Source organism: Ilyomonas limi (assembly GCF_005233845.1).
GTDB classification, from domain to species: domain Bacteria; phylum Bacteroidota; class Bacteroidia; order Chitinophagales; family Chitinophagaceae; genus Ilyomonas; species Ilyomonas limi.
In genome coordinates this window covers 1-13,690 of the sequence record NZ_SZQL01000027.1, presented here as the reverse complement: position 1 = coordinate 13,690, position 13,690 = coordinate 1, and the positions used below count along the sequence as shown (strand labels likewise).

16 protein-coding genes and 1 pseudogene are annotated in these 13,690 nt (G+C 44.4%); 8 read left to right on the top strand and 9 right to left on the bottom strand.

The features are described 5' to 3' along the window. Positions 1-34 precede the first annotated feature (34 nt). From FC093_RS21575 to pckA, 3 genes are all read right to left on the bottom strand, one after another. The gene (locus FC093_RS21575) at positions 35-1,099 is read right to left on the bottom strand and encodes a PLP-dependent cysteine synthase family protein (RefSeq protein WP_206106652.1); all 1,065 of its coding nucleotides are present in this window, start codon (positions 1,097-1,099) and stop codon (positions 35-37) included. 243 nt (positions 1,100-1,342) lie between these two features. Further along, positions 1,343-2,380: a class 1 fructose-bisphosphatase gene (gene fbp, locus FC093_RS21570; RefSeq protein WP_137263893.1), complete on the bottom strand. Its 1,038-nt coding sequence runs from the start codon at positions 2,378-2,380 to the stop codon at positions 1,343-1,345. A gap of 20 nt (positions 2,381-2,400) precedes the next feature. Then, positions 2,401-3,972 carry a phosphoenolpyruvate carboxykinase (ATP) gene (gene pckA / locus FC093_RS21565; RefSeq protein WP_137263892.1) on the bottom strand — a complete coding sequence of 524 codons (1,572 nt, stop codon included), beginning with the start codon at positions 3,970-3,972 and terminating at the stop codon, positions 2,401-2,403. A gap of 409 nt (positions 3,973-4,381) precedes the next feature. On the opposite strand from pckA, the gene FC093_RS21560 reads away from it, so the two are divergent. Next, a complete protein-coding gene (locus tag FC093_RS21560; RefSeq protein ID WP_137263891.1) occupies positions 4,382-5,056 on the top strand; it encodes a response regulator transcription factor in 675 nt (224 codons plus the stop codon). Here the strand turns inward: FC093_RS21560 and FC093_RS21555 are convergent. From FC093_RS21555 to FC093_RS23890, 4 genes are read right to left on the bottom strand one after another with little or no spacing between them, the layout of a single operon-like run. Then, positions 5,045-5,806, bottom strand: a complete 762-nt coding sequence (locus tag FC093_RS21555) for a sensor histidine kinase (protein ID WP_137263890.1) — start codon at positions 5,804-5,806, stop codon at positions 5,045-5,047. The two genes, FC093_RS21560 and FC093_RS21555, sit on opposite strands and share 12 nt — an antisense overlap. Continuing rightward, positions 5,767-6,417 carry a hypothetical protein gene (locus tag FC093_RS21550; protein WP_137263889.1) on the bottom strand — a complete coding sequence of 217 codons (651 nt, stop codon included), beginning with the start codon at positions 6,415-6,417 and terminating at the stop codon, positions 5,767-5,769. Before FC093_RS21550 ends, FC093_RS21555 begins: the two co-directional genes overlap by 40 nt. Before the next feature lie 5 nt (positions 6,418-6,422). After that, the gene (locus FC093_RS21545; protein WP_137263888.1) at positions 6,423-6,767 is read right to left on the bottom strand and encodes a hypothetical protein; all 345 of its coding nucleotides are present in this window, start codon (positions 6,765-6,767) and stop codon (positions 6,423-6,425) included. 27 nt (positions 6,768-6,794) lie between these two features. Continuing rightward, on the bottom strand, positions 6,795-6,932 hold the full coding sequence (locus FC093_RS23890; RefSeq protein ID WP_170971183.1) for a hypothetical protein: 138 nt from the start codon (positions 6,930-6,932) through the stop codon (positions 6,795-6,797). Between FC093_RS23890 and FC093_RS21540 the strand changes: the two genes are divergently transcribed. From FC093_RS21540 to FC093_RS21525, 4 genes are all read left to right on the top strand, one after another. Further along, entirely contained in the window at positions 6,931-7,914 is a 984-nt protein-coding gene (locus FC093_RS21540; protein WP_170971182.1) for an AraC family transcriptional regulator, read from the top strand. The genes FC093_RS23890 and FC093_RS21540 overlap by 2 nt on opposite strands. A gap of 146 nt (positions 7,915-8,060) precedes the next feature. After that, on the top strand, positions 8,061-8,525 hold the full coding sequence (locus FC093_RS21535) for a MauE/DoxX family redox-associated membrane protein (RefSeq protein ID WP_137263886.1): 465 nt from the start codon (positions 8,061-8,063) through the stop codon (positions 8,523-8,525). 38 nt (positions 8,526-8,563) lie between these two features. Beyond that, positions 8,564-8,806 (top strand): hypothetical protein, encoded by a 243-nt coding sequence (locus FC093_RS21530; protein ID WP_137263885.1) that lies wholly within the window; start codon positions 8,564-8,566, stop codon positions 8,804-8,806. A 418-nt stretch (positions 8,807-9,224) separates the two neighbouring features. Continuing rightward, positions 9,225-10,073, top strand: coding sequence for a metallophosphoesterase (locus tag FC093_RS21525; protein ID WP_240743405.1), 849 nt, complete (start codon positions 9,225-9,227; stop codon positions 10,071-10,073). Between the two features lie 955 nt (positions 10,074-11,028). Here the strand turns inward: FC093_RS21525 and FC093_RS21520 are convergent. Continuing rightward, positions 11,029-11,727, bottom strand: coding sequence for a hypothetical protein (locus FC093_RS21520; RefSeq protein WP_137263884.1), 699 nt, complete (start codon positions 11,725-11,727; stop codon positions 11,029-11,031). A 135-nt stretch (positions 11,728-11,862) separates the two neighbouring features. After that, positions 11,863-12,009 (bottom strand): hypothetical protein, encoded by a 147-nt coding sequence (locus FC093_RS23885; protein ID WP_170971181.1) that lies wholly within the window; start codon positions 12,007-12,009, stop codon positions 11,863-11,865. Positions 12,010-12,098: 89 nt separating this feature from the next. On the opposite strand from FC093_RS23885, the gene FC093_RS21515 reads away from it, so the two are divergent. From FC093_RS21515 to FC093_RS21505, 3 genes and pseudogenes are all read left to right on the top strand, one after another. Next, a complete protein-coding gene (locus FC093_RS21515; protein ID WP_137263883.1) occupies positions 12,099-12,449 on the top strand; it encodes an IS5 family transposase in 351 nt (116 codons plus the stop codon). A 13-nt stretch (positions 12,450-12,462) separates the two neighbouring features. Beyond that, positions 12,463-12,867: pseudogene (locus FC093_RS21510) on the top strand (IS5 family transposase); the annotation flags it as partial. Positions 12,868-13,200: 333 nt separating this feature from the next. Further along, on the top strand, positions 13,201-13,572 hold the full coding sequence (locus FC093_RS21505; protein ID WP_137263881.1) for an IS110 family transposase: 372 nt from the start codon (positions 13,201-13,203) through the stop codon (positions 13,570-13,572). Positions 13,573-13,690 lie beyond the last annotated feature (118 nt).

Below are 13,690 nucleotides of genomic sequence, written 5' to 3'. Positions count from 1 at the left end.
GCCATAACAGGATGCAGTGCTTACCGCTTTAATGTTATAACCTGCTTATCACCTTGTAATCAAGAAACTCCACTTCCGTTGAATAATAATGCGCTTTTACAGGCTCTTCCCTTAACAGGTCGGTACTCAGGTACTTTTTATTACTGTCATTGAGGGTGGTTACCACAACGGCTTTACTCCCGATCCTGTTTTGTACCTGCACCGCTCCAATAAGGTTAGCGCCCGAGGAAATACCAACTGCCAGCCCCAACTGCTTTGCCAGTTTCTGTGCCATAAGAATGCTGTCGCCATCGGATGCCTGCAGGGTATCGTCCAACAGGCTTAAGTCCACCAGTGGGGGTATGAATTCATCGGATATACCTTGAATACGGTGTGTACCCGTTTTATGACCAGTTGTTAACGTAGGCGATTCCAATGGCTCTAAGGGATGTACTTGTATAGCCGCATTTCTTCTCTTCAGGTAACGTCCTATCCCCATCACCGTACCGCCGGTCCCTACCCCTGCTACGAAAGCATCCGGCGATAAATCAACAGACTGTAACTGCATCCATATTTCTTTTGCCGTTGTTTTTTCATGCGCCGCTGCATTGTATGTATTTTCAAACTGCCCCGGAAGGAATACGTGGCTATTTTCTTTAGCCAATCGCCTGCTCATAGCTATGCTGCCCAAAAAACCACCGGCTTCCTTACTGATCAGCTCGAGGGTAGCTCCCAGGCTTTTAATAATGCTTATTCTTTCTTTGCTTAACCAATCCGGCATAATAATTTTCACTTCATGACCCAAGGCCTTGCCCAGGGCACTGAATGAAATACCGGTATTACCGCTGGAAGCCTCCACAATAACATCACCAGGCTGCAGGGTGCCCGACTCATACGCCCTTTGCAGTATATACAATGCCATACGGTCTTTGATACTGCCTGTCAAATTGAAATATTCGCATTTCGCATATACTTTTCTATACTCCTTTTTATACCGGTAGATAATTTCGAGCATCGGTGTGTTTCCAACTACCTGCCATAACTGTCTGAACTTATGCCCTAATGCGCCGGGCATAGCCGGTGTGGTGGCATTAAAGAGGGCTTGGCCTATTATGGTCATACTATTCTTGTTTTATAATTGATTTTTTAAAGTATCATGGACTCATAACCTTCTACCAAAGCATCTTCCGCTGCTTTCGGGGAATGGCTTAATAGCCATGCAGGAAAACAGAACGGCTGCTTATTGGGTTTAAAGTATGTTGTCTGCCACTCATACTTTGTTCCATGTCTCCCGAGAAGAATTATTTACCGCGTGCAGTGTGTTTTATGCTGCATAGTCACCCTGGTTCAGAATAATCCCATTTCAGGAGATCAAAACCTCCTGCCTGCATATTTCACCGGATGCGCTGAAAAATCCCTGGAGTGCAGAGACCATGTTGGCACTTCCCATATATACCGGTGTTACCTCGTGCAGGCTGGCTGGTAGCAAATGGAGTATACTTGCGGCTCCGTTGGTTGCTTTGCCGCCGGCCACCGTAAGGATAAATGCCAGTGGATTACACTCATACATCAACCGCAGTTTGCCTTTTGGTTTGGCTGCTGTTGCCGGGTATAAGAAAATACCGCCTTTCAGCAAGGTACGGTGTACATCCGCCACCATACTGCCTACATAGCGCTGGGAATAACCTACACTTTTCTTTGCCCCCTGCTGGCAAAAAGCCAGGTATTGCTGTACCGCACTGGTGTATTGAAAAAAGTATCCCTGATTAATGGAATAGGTAGAACCATTTTCCGGACAGACCATATTCGGATGGCTCAGGCAGAACTCACCAATAGCAGGGTCTAAGGTAAACCCGTTCACGCCCCTTCTGGTGGCGTATACCAGCATGGCAGACGGCCCGTATATAACATACCCGGCTGCTACCTGCCGGTAGCCAGGCTGCAAAAAATCGGTAAGTATACAAGGCGCTCCCGGCGAGCTGATACGGCGGTAAATACCGAAAATGGTACCTGTAGGGATATTAATGTCAATATTACTGCTGCCGTCCAGCGGGTCAAACATTACTACATATTTGCTGTTATTGTTAACCGCATCATCAAATGCCACCATATCTTCCATTTCTTCACTGGCGATGCCGGCACAACTCATTCCATGCCTTAGCACCGCTATAAGCTGGTTATTGGCAAACAGGTCAAGCTGCTGTACTTCTTCCCCCTGTATGTTTGTGTCTCCGGTAGCACCCAGTATATCTGCAATACCTGCCCTGCTCACTTCGGCGTAAATACGTTTGGCAGCCAGCCCTATATCGCGCAGCAAAGCACTCAGCTCACCGGTGGCATGCGGAAATAAACGCAGTTGCTGAATGGTAAATTCATCCAGCGTCAGCACTTTCTTATACATGTTGTTTGCTATTTCAGTTATCAGGCAAATACTTTGGGCGATGCATGTGCTATTTCCGCCGTTACCCTATCCGTATATTGTTCAAAATTATTATGGAACCGCAGCGCCAGTTCATTGGCAGTCTGATCGTAGGCATCCTTGTCTTTCCAGGTATTTCGGGGATCAAGCAAATGGCTGTCAATTCCCGGACAAGTCAGGGGTATCCTCCACCCAAATACATTATTAACCGCATAGGAAACATGATCCAGTTCGCCATTTAATATGGCATTGACGATAGCCCTTGTGTCTTTAAGCAGCATGCGTTGCCCTGTTCCGTACCTGCCGCCAGTCCAACCGGTGTTGACCAGCCAAACCTTAGGCTTATGCACGCTCAATCTTTCCCCTAATAACTTAGTATATACGGCAGGATGCAGTGGCAGGAAAGGGGCACCAAAGCAGGCACTAAAGGTGGCTTTCGGTGCTGTTATACCCGTTTCGGTGCCGGCTATCTTGGCGGTATAACCACTGATAAACTGGTACATCGCCTGTGCTGTGGTCAGCCTGCTTACCGGCGGCAGCACCCCATACGCATCACAGGTAAGAAAGAGTATATGCTTAGGAATGTCACTTACAGAGGGAATCAAAGCGTTGGCAATGTAATGGAGCGGATAGCTGGCACGCGTATTTTCCGTGATCGTTTTGGAGGCAAAATCAATATCGGCCGTGCCTGGAAAAAAGGTTGTGTTTTCCACCAGCGCTCCTTCTTTAATGGCGTCGGCTATTGCAGGTTCTTTTTCCTTGCACAAGTCAATTACTTTGGCATAACAGCCGCCTTCAACATTAAATACCGAATTAGCTGTCCAGCCGTGCTCATCATCACCGATCAGCCTCCGGAACGGATCTGCGCTTAACGTGGTTTTACCGGTGCCACTAAGCCCGAAGAACAGGGCAACATCGCCGGCAGCACCCACATTGGCGCTACAATGCATACTTAGGACACCATGCGCTTGCGGTAAGATATAATTCAATACCGTAAATACACTCTTTTTGATCTCACCGGTATAAGCAGTGCCGCCAATGAGAATAGTTCGGTGTGTAAAGGAGATAACTACAAAATGTCCGCTACGGGTATGGTGAACAGCAGGATCGGCTTTAAAGCCGGGCGCCTGTATAATATGCCATTGCGGCTCAAAAGACGGCAGGTCTGTCGCATCTGGTCTTATAAACATATTATAGCAAAAGAGATTATCCGGTGGATGTTCATTAATGATACGGATAGGTACCCGGTAGTGCTGGTGGGCACAGGCATACACATCTCTCACCCACACCTCCGCCCTATTGCTGAGGTAATGCACCATTTCATTTTTTAATCGCCGGAAACTATCCGCATCAATGGGCTGATTGAACCCATTCCAATCTATTGTATCTGCAGTAAGCGCATCCTGTACAATAAACTTATCCTGCGGGCTTCTGCCGGTAAAGCTGCCGGTGGAGATACACAGCGCACCGGAAGAACTAAGGGCTCCTGCTCCTTTGTCAAGGGTTTGCCGGATGAGCGCTTCCGGAGGAAGCTGGTAATGGATTGTTGCGGAACTGCCTATCGCTTTAAGCATAAAAAGAACTGTTTTGATGGTGAGCACAATACTATCAATCGTTAGTTTGCAAATGTAAACAGCGAAAAGGCACACAATAGCGTATGAATAAATATTTTCTAATAAATTTATTTTTTATTAGAAAAATTCTAACCAATGATATAAATAACAGCCTGTTATTAGATAATATTTAAAAATGAGGGTAGTGCACCGTACCTGCGCAGGTAACACAAGCGGGTGTTAAAGGGAATTGCAGCTGCTGTAGCAGGCGCTTGTGCTGTTCGGCTATAGCTGAAGTGCCCGCCACTTTTTGTTTCAGCATTCGGTGTCTAATTACAACTTATTTATGATGCTGGTGGAACAAGCGCAAAAGCGAAATAAATTTGCACACATATCTTACACCTTTTAAATCAGGAAGGAAGGCAATAAAATGAATGAATCAGGTGCTGAAATGATACGCGTAGTAACAGCAGATGACCACTCCGTGTTTCTTTATGGGCTGCGTATGACATTGGATGCAGATCAGCAAATAACGGTTGTAGGGGAAGCCGGCGATGGCAGGGCATTAATAGCTGTGGCTACAGCGGTAAAACCGGATGTAATACTTACCGACATTAGTATGCCCGATATGGATGGAATTGAGGCTATCAGCGCTATCCGGCAAATGGATATGAATATACGGTGTATAGCACTCACTACCTTTGGTAACGACCAGCTGATCATAGATGCGTTAGAAGCAGGTGCCATTGGTTACATCAACAAAAACGCAGGCAGGGAAGAAATCACCGAAGCAGTCAAAACGGTATACCGGCATATCCCTTATTACTGTAAAGCTACCAACCTTAAACTTGCCAGACTGATAACCAGGAGCACATTTAACCCGTATAACATACCACATCAACAGGTTTTTTCTGAAAGGGAGAAACAGATTATTCAGTTGATTTGCCAGGAAAAGACAAGTGAGGAAATAGGTAAACTATTGTTCCTGAGTAAGCGAACGGTGGAGGGGTGCCGGTTGAAAATACTGGATAAAATGAATGTCAAAACAACCGCCGGGCTGGTGATATATGCCATTAAAAACGGGCTATATACTTTATTGGAGTAAAGGCGGTAAGGGAATAAGAAACTGGTAAGAAACGCCTTTGCCCGGCGCTGTATTCAGGTAAACTGCCGCCTTCAATATATCGGCTCTTGTCGTAATATTTCTCAGCCCTAATCCTTTCCGGGACCGCTTAAGCACTCTTTTATCAAAACCCACTCCGTTGTCAGTGATTGACAGTTCCAGCATGTTATTACGATGATGCATTTGAATAGCAATCACACCCGCCTGCGCATGCTTGAGGGCATTTGTAAGCACTTCCTGGATAATGCGGTAGATATGAATTTTATGGTTTTGCGGAATACCCTGTTCATGGATATTCCATTCCAACTGCACCTTACCCTTATTATTGCCCGGCAGCATGGATATATACTCCACAACGGCTTCTTTCAACCCCTGCTCTTTCAGGGTGATAGGCATCATGTTTTTTGATATCTGCTTTACCTTCCCTATGGCATCATCAATTGTACGCCTGGCTGCTGTAACCGTTTGTATATAGCGGCTGTCTTCGGGCAGCAGGTCCAGCTGCAACCTGATAGCCGACAGGCTGGAGCCCAGGTCATCATGCAGATCGGAAGCAATTCTTGCCCTGTCCTGTTCCATCAGTTGCGTATCTGCAAGGATTTTCTCCAGGTATAATGCTACTTTTCTTCTGTGATACCTTATAATGGTTACAAATAAAAAGATAATCAATATACCCAATATACAACCGGCGGTCAGTACAGCAATATAAATTCTTGTTTCTTCGGGATGCATAGGATAGCGCTGGCATATATAATATTCACAAAACAATTAACGACCGACAAACTGAGCCAAAGGCTTCGGTAAAACGGATAACTGAACGGCAAGTTAAACATGTTAAACACTTCCAGGAAAGCTTTGTAGCCATAATACAGCAAAAAAGCAATGCAAAGGAGGAAAACAGCATTTTTCTGCAGGCTTTTTTTCTCCCATACAATCAGGCTGTTGATCCGGTCGATGCTAAAAAAGACAATGACAAACGAATAAAAAATCCGGAAAACGGAGTTATTTTCCTGTAGTGTATGAAAGATCATATTATCGCCTGCCCAGATAACAATGCCAAGCACTGCAAAAAAGCAAAGCTGTTTTGCAGTGCTGCCGTCCCACCGGTAAAACTGGTACATCAGCAGCAGGTACTCTGCCAGCACATAAATATTAGCATTAACCGTGTTACTGCCAATAGTATAGATCAGCGCCAGGCTGAGACTTTCATTGATGAATGCCAGCCAGACGATCAACAGGAAAGGATAGAAATCCTTATGGATCTTCCTGAATCTTACTACGCCTATAACTGCTGCTATAGTAATGGAATGGTTCAGAATAATATCAATGGTGTACCCCGGCATACCTGTTAACTGTTAAGGGAGGATGGGGGCGGACAATTTTGTGGGCACCGGTACCCATCTTCCAGCAATACAGGATCACCTTCCGTCAGTGTTGAGGTGGTTACATTAGCTGCCGGTAATATATCTGCTCCATCCGCATCAGCCGCTACTAATATAACATCCACTTCATTATTGTCCTTCATACCATAATACACCCTGAGGTGCCGGCAACCTGTTGCTGCTAATAACTGCTGTACGGCACTCAGGTCAAAGGTTTCACAAATGGGAAAATTGGCAGGCCTGTTTGCACGATAACGGGTGGTCATGTCAATAGCCTGCTGTAACGAGATCTGATGATTTGTGGTACTCATAACAATACAATTTAGTGAAGTACAATACTACAGGCTTATGCTTTCGCTACGTATGCGTAGTTCTACGGTAAAAGGGCGTAGTTCTACTGAATTTACAGGGTACACCGGCTGGTCGCTATGGGGTGTGCTCGTTCTTTGTACTGTCAAACCAAATTCCGGTACCATGAAACCCCTTTTTACAGCAAAAATACCTGGTTATATGGTCGGGCAATCCAACACATTGCCGGATGAGCATATCCGGCATTACCTGCCCGGCAGTGACATTCTTACGGCTGCCGGTACTTTCGGGAAGATCAGTGTACAACAATTCAGTTTGGAGGCGTTTCATATTTACTATGTGGCACTCACCATCGAGCAGGCTGTTAGTATTAACTTATACTGTTCAGTGCCACTTTGTTTCAGCCAGGTAGTATTAGCGCAATCCTACGAAGCTGTTATACAAGGCATAGGAAACATCCGGTTCAAACAACACGCCTTTAGTGTACTATACATGAGCCGGTTGAATAGCTGTTGTTCCTTCGCCAAAGGGCAATATCTTCTGCTGGTCATCACCTACCCGCCAGCTATCTTACTGCCTGTACTGGCATATTTTCCGGGGCTGGAAGCATTGCAGAACCGTATCGAAAAGAACCAGCCTGCCTTTCTGCAGCATACCGCGCATCCGCTGTCTGCCCAGCTTACACAACTGGTTTACCAGTTATTGCAGGTTCCCTTTATTGCTTCTACCCGGCAGTTTCATCTCCGAAACATACGGTCAATTATCACGGTTATGTGCGCGCAGTTGAATGCCACCGGTACAGGAGAACCTTTTTTTTCTCAGGATGATATGGCGGTTATTCATGCCACCAAAGACTTTATAGATGCGCATCTGGATACGCATTACACCATTAGCCAGCTTGCGCGGAAAATGGGTATCAACGAACACAAGCTGAAAAAAGGCTTTAAAGCCGTAACCGGCGTTGGACTCTTCGGCTACCTGCTCCGGCAACGACTGGCTATCGCCAAAGCACAGTTGGAACAAAGCAATAAGCCGGTGGGAGCGATCGCCCGTAAGGCAGGCTACAGGAGTACGGCTAACTTTTGCATTGCCTTCCGAAAGCAGTACGGCATCACGCCGCACCAGTTTCAAAAACAATATAAAAGGTAAACGGTTATCACCGATTTGAAAACGTCAAAAACAATCCCGCCTGCCTGTTAATTGCTCCCATTGTCATAAAAGCAAGTGGATAGCTTGCAGTTAATTAAAACACCCGGCAAACCGCAACATCCCGGTTGCCTTCACTGCTACTTTTTATGAAAACAACAACTGTAATATCCATCCTCTGCAGCCTGCTGGTATTCCTTTTTGTTTATACTGCCCTTAGTAAGCTGCACGATTACCGGGGCTATACCACCGATATGTACAACCAGCCTTTACCACACTGGTTAACCGTTGTACTCATCCCGGTGCTGCCTGTAGCAGAGCTGGGCATAGCTGCCTGTCTTATTACCGAACGCTGGCGGATAACAGGGTTATACCTGTCTTTACTGGTGATGCTGGCATTTACCTTATATACCCTGCTGGTGCTTTTTCATACGTTCCGCTATGTGCCCTGCTCCTGTGGCGGCATGATTAAAAGCTTAAGCTGGGGAGCACATCTCGTGCTGAACTTATTCTTCCTGCTCCTGTCTGCTGCAGGGATCTTCCTGTTAAAAAAGCAGCCGCCGGCGGATGCAATACCTTTTTCACGTGAACAGGACTATGCCGAAAACCTGTAAAAAGAGTAGGCGTTCACCCACTAATTAAAATGGATGTTATGAAAAAAATGAAATGGTTACTAATGGCTGCCGTAGTGATGGCAGCCGTCAGCGCATTTTCCGCGCCTCCGCCCCTTGAGGAGTATGTACTGGAGAACGGGCAGTATGTGCTTAAAAGTGAAGCTATCCCGCGCGATGGCAACTGCATCAGCGCTGCTTCCGTATGCACGTACCTGAAAGATGCCAACGGTAATTACACTCCCGAAAACCCGAATGAGCACAAGCAGTTTTTGCACAACTAAATGCTGCGCTTTAAAAGGCAGGCTAACCCTCGTGGTTAGCCTGTTTTGTTATATCATCTCTGTTAAGCAATCTTTCAAATCTTCCTATATGTATGGTTTGGAATAAATTAAACAGGTATAGCACGTGCCGGGTGTGCGATGCAGCAGAAAAGGTGCGCCGACTGCACCGCTCCTACTGGTAGTTGTACAATAATGGCCTGCCGGGGCAGTATTGCCTTGACCGGCTACCAAAAGATTGTCTTTGTGGTGCACTAGCGAGCAGCTTCCACCAGTTTTTCTATATTGTCATACCGGGTATTTATGGTTTACTGCATGTAATATCCCCCGCATGCATAGCATCATTCAGCTACTGCTCCAGGCTTTCATATTTCCAGCCTGCAGATCCTTTGCAAAGTGCTTTTAAGAGTACAACAATATCATGCTGCTTAATGGACTCCATGTGGTAAATATAAGCCGTTTTCCATTTTCCGGAAAATGGAAAGAACGTTACCTTCACCCGATGCGTATATTGGTAATGGGCGATATTCACGGCGCTTACAAAGCGGTATTGCAATGTTTACAAAGGGCAGGGTTCGATTATGAGCGGGACCGATTGATACAGTTGGGAGATGTAGCAGATGGGTATGACGAAGTGTACCTGTGCGTGGAAGAATTGATGAAAATAAAAAACCTGGTTTCCATCAGGGGAAATCATGATGACTGGTTTTATGAATTTATACAAACAGGCATCCATCCGCAACAATGGGAGCAGGGCGGCAAAGCTACGGCTATCTCCTATTTACGGCTAAAGGGGCAGGAGCCGTTAACGGGCGAAGAAAGCTATTCTTCCATAACAGTGTTGGATAGCGCAGCTATACCCCATAGTCATCAGCAATTCTTTGCAAGCCAGCGCCTGTATTATATTGATGACGAAAACAATTGTTTTGTACACGGCGGCTTCCACCGGCAGGTTCCGTTTACACAGCAGTTGGCGTACACTTATTATTGGGATCGGTCTTTGTGGATGGCTGCACTTTCTTATGAGGCATTCAACAGGGGCAACAGCAAAAAAAGCAGGTTTGCCATGGCAACGCCCTTTACTACTGTTTTTATTGGTCATACGCCTACGCTCCATTGGAAAAGGGAGCAGCCTATGGAGGCAGCTAACGTCTGTAACCTCGATACCGGTGCAGGTCATGGTGGAAGGCTAACCATTATGGATGTGCATACCAGAGTCTATTGGCAGTCCGATCCGGTAAACACATTGTACAATAAAAGCTGGCGGTAATAACGCAGGCCGCAGCTTGTTGAAGTGCTGCATAAACGGTTAATGGAATTTACGGAAGTCTGGCATTGCGGCTAAGGAGGAGCAATAGCAAAAAAGCAAGAAACTATTCAAAACCACTGAAGTGATGAATGCAGGATAACCTGATTTTGTAAATGAGTTTTGTAAAAAGCAGCTAGACAGAAAGCCCATTAAAAAGAGAAGATAAATCATCATTATACAAAATCGGTCGTTTTTGTATAATACATGTCAGTTTTCGGTTATGTAATTGATTGAAGTTTTTTCTTTTAAAATAAACCGGTTTTCTTGTCAGTTGACAGAGCAAGATTAGTTTTCCATCTAGTTTTCCTTTGCAAAACTATCAACCTATAGCCGGACAAGACCCAAAGGGTCTGTTTTGCAATATTAAAAAATGCAGCACATAATCAAATTTTAAGTCCAACAGCCTGCCAGGTCAAAGGCCTGGCGGGCTGTTGGATCCATATAGAGTTTGGTAGTTGTCTAAAATGGACAAGTAGAGCTTTACTTTCTACCCACGCATTCATCTGCTCAGTGACAAAGCGTTTTTATAAATCAATTCGTCAAAATATACCTATATATACCTATTTATCTGAGTGCTGTTCTTTGCTATTACTTTCATTGATGTCAATATTGACTTCTATTTGCTTTTCACTGCACCCAGTTCTTCTATTTTCCAAAATTAATCCTGCAACGTAGGTATGCTACCTTAGCAGCTAAAGTAACAATATATGGCTCCTATGTTTCTTTACGAAGAATATCGCCGGCGTGCTTATGAAATTTAGAATGCGCTTAGCCGGTACGCCATTAAAAGATTGCCGGTAAATACGGATTTAGTACTGAACGTGCCAGGTAAATCTCTAAACTGGTAACAGCTATAAAAAAAAGAAAGCAGCATTGTTCCGGTGACGATTTTCATAAACTCATCGGAGAAGAAAGATCAAAAATCGTAACTCTCGAATTTAAACCAGTAGCTATCACTGTTTTCATATTTTTCTATAACCACAGTAAAGCCTTTGATCTTTCCATATATTTCAATAGAGTACTGATTAGCTACTACACCGTTATTGAGTCTGTCAACTATATCTGTGACGGTTGTTTTTCTTGGACCGTATAATCCACCCGAATCTATATACTGGCCATGAGTAAATGTTGTATCGCCACACAGTACAAGCGACCGGTTGTAGTATTCCAGCATTAAGTTGGCAGCAGCAGCAAAAGACAGCTTGGTAATAGTATCAGTTCCCAGATCCACACCAGTAGCTTTGTTGCTTTGCCGGTCTACATTCATTGAAATAATATAGCCAATATCATGGTTTGTTTCTTCAACCGCCGGAAGAGATACAGCCGCCTTTACGTATGGATATTGATCCTGTGGGAACTCGGTGTACCAGTATCCTTTCTTATCCTCCAGGCTAGGCTTGAGTGCATCCCAGTCTTTAGCTGCCATATCAATCATTTTCTCTGGCGTTGCTATATATAGCTCGTCGGACATTTTGCCATCCGAATCTTTCCTGCAAGCCGAAAAGCAGACAACTAGCAGTAAGATTAGTGTTTGTAGTGATAAAAGAGACTTTCTCATGGTAATAATGTAGATATTGAATTTGCAGGCAAACATACCAAATTCGCATGTTTCCACAAGGACATTTTTGTCTAATAAGCGTGATTTGTTCTTTAGCTTGCGTCCCTTTTTACCTCATCCTACTTAATCAATGCTATGTTGGCTACATCTTTGAATGTGCCTCTAAAAGCGAGTTAAAGCGGGGATTGTCATTTACCCCTTTAATGCGGCTTCGCCTAATATAATTTTGCTGATGTTTTCTATTGTTACTGGCACAGCATTCGGACAGATAATTTCAGTTAATCCCCAATCTTCAGTAATAGTTCTTTTTGTCTTTTTTGCAATAGCATTTAAAGTCATGGATTCCTGATACTAGGCTGTGTTGACATCTAAGATAAAGGAAAGTTTGGTATAGTTGTTTTTGGGGATGGGTATAGAAAAGTGGTAAGATGAGCAGAAGATATGAGATTAGTGAGCAGCAGTGGGAAGTGATCAAAGGCAAGCTACCTTGTCAACCCGGCTACAAGGGCAAACAAGCAGATAATCGGCTATTTATAAATGCGGTGATGTTTGTAGCCAAGTGTGGCGTTCCCTGGCGTGATTTGCCCGAACGATTTGGTAAGTGGAACACCGTCTATGTCCGGTTCCGCAGGTGGGCAAAGCAAGGAGTATGGCAACGTATTTTCAAAGACATGGCAGATAGGGATGTAAAAACATTACTGATTGATTCTACTGCCATAAGAGTACATCAGCATGGAGCCTGTGCATTAAAAAAACAAAGACAACAACAAACGAAATGATCAGGCAACCGGCAGATCAGGAGGTGGGCTGACAACTAAGATTCACCTAAGCACCAACGAGGCAGGCAGGATCAACAACCTGCTGCTTACCGGAGGACAAACGGCAGATGTAAAAATGGCTTTAGACCTGTTACAGGGAATAAGGGCAAATAAACTAATAGCAGACAAGGCGTATGATAGCAACTGGCTTTTGTATTACCTGGACAGTGAAAACATAGAAGCGGTGATACCACCAAAGAAAAGCCGTCTGCAACAACGAACAACTGACTATACAGCTTACAAGCAAAGAAATGTGATTGAAAGAACCATCAACAAACTAAAGCAGTACCGTAAAATAGCTACCCGCTATGAAAAAACAGCTACTTCCTTTCTCTCACTTTGCTGCCTGGCTGCTACCTTTATTAACCTTAACCTGTAAGGTGTCAACACAGCCTAGTAGTCATTTTCACGGTTAAAACAGGCACTGGTTTCTTCTTCTCCGTAATGTCTCCATCAATAGCCTATTGTGCTTAGCCATGGGACATTGCCTTTACTTTGATTTTAGAGAAAAGAGGTGTAGATTTTCAAAAGGAAAAGCAGAGGTGAACTATGGACATTGCTAGTTGTTAGCGCAACTATCCTCCGCATTAGTCCTCTGCTTTTTCCTTTGATCTTCCGGTTGAATGGTACCAAATAGAATCTTAGGTGTCAGGACCTGTTAAAGGCTTTAGTACGATGTCAACCTTTTTATTTATCTTCTAAAATCAAATGTATGCAAAAAACGTATGATTTCTTCATTGGTATTGATGTGTCAAAGGACAAGCTTGATTACTGTATTACCAACAAAGAAACGCTGCAAAACCAATTTGGTATTGTTGCCAATAATGCAAAAGGCATTAATGGCCTTATCAAATCTTTACTCAAAATAACCGGTGGCGGCACAAGCGCAGCTAATAAAATTAACCTGTTATTCTGCTTTGAAAATACAGGCGTTTACAGCATGCCGCTTTGCTACTGGCTGCAGGTAAACAAGCTTGATTACGCCGTTGTTGCTGCCCTTGAGATAAAGCGTTCAAAAGGTATTACCAGAGGCAAGACAGACAAGGCAGATGCAAGGGATATTGCAGCTTATGCCTTGTTGTAAGGGTACCCATAATTCGGCAGTAAGGAAATAGGGCGAATTCTTTATTTTTAAACTGTCAAAAACATGAAAAAGAAAACGTTTACAGAAAGCCAGATTGTGGCTGCTATCCAGAAACAGG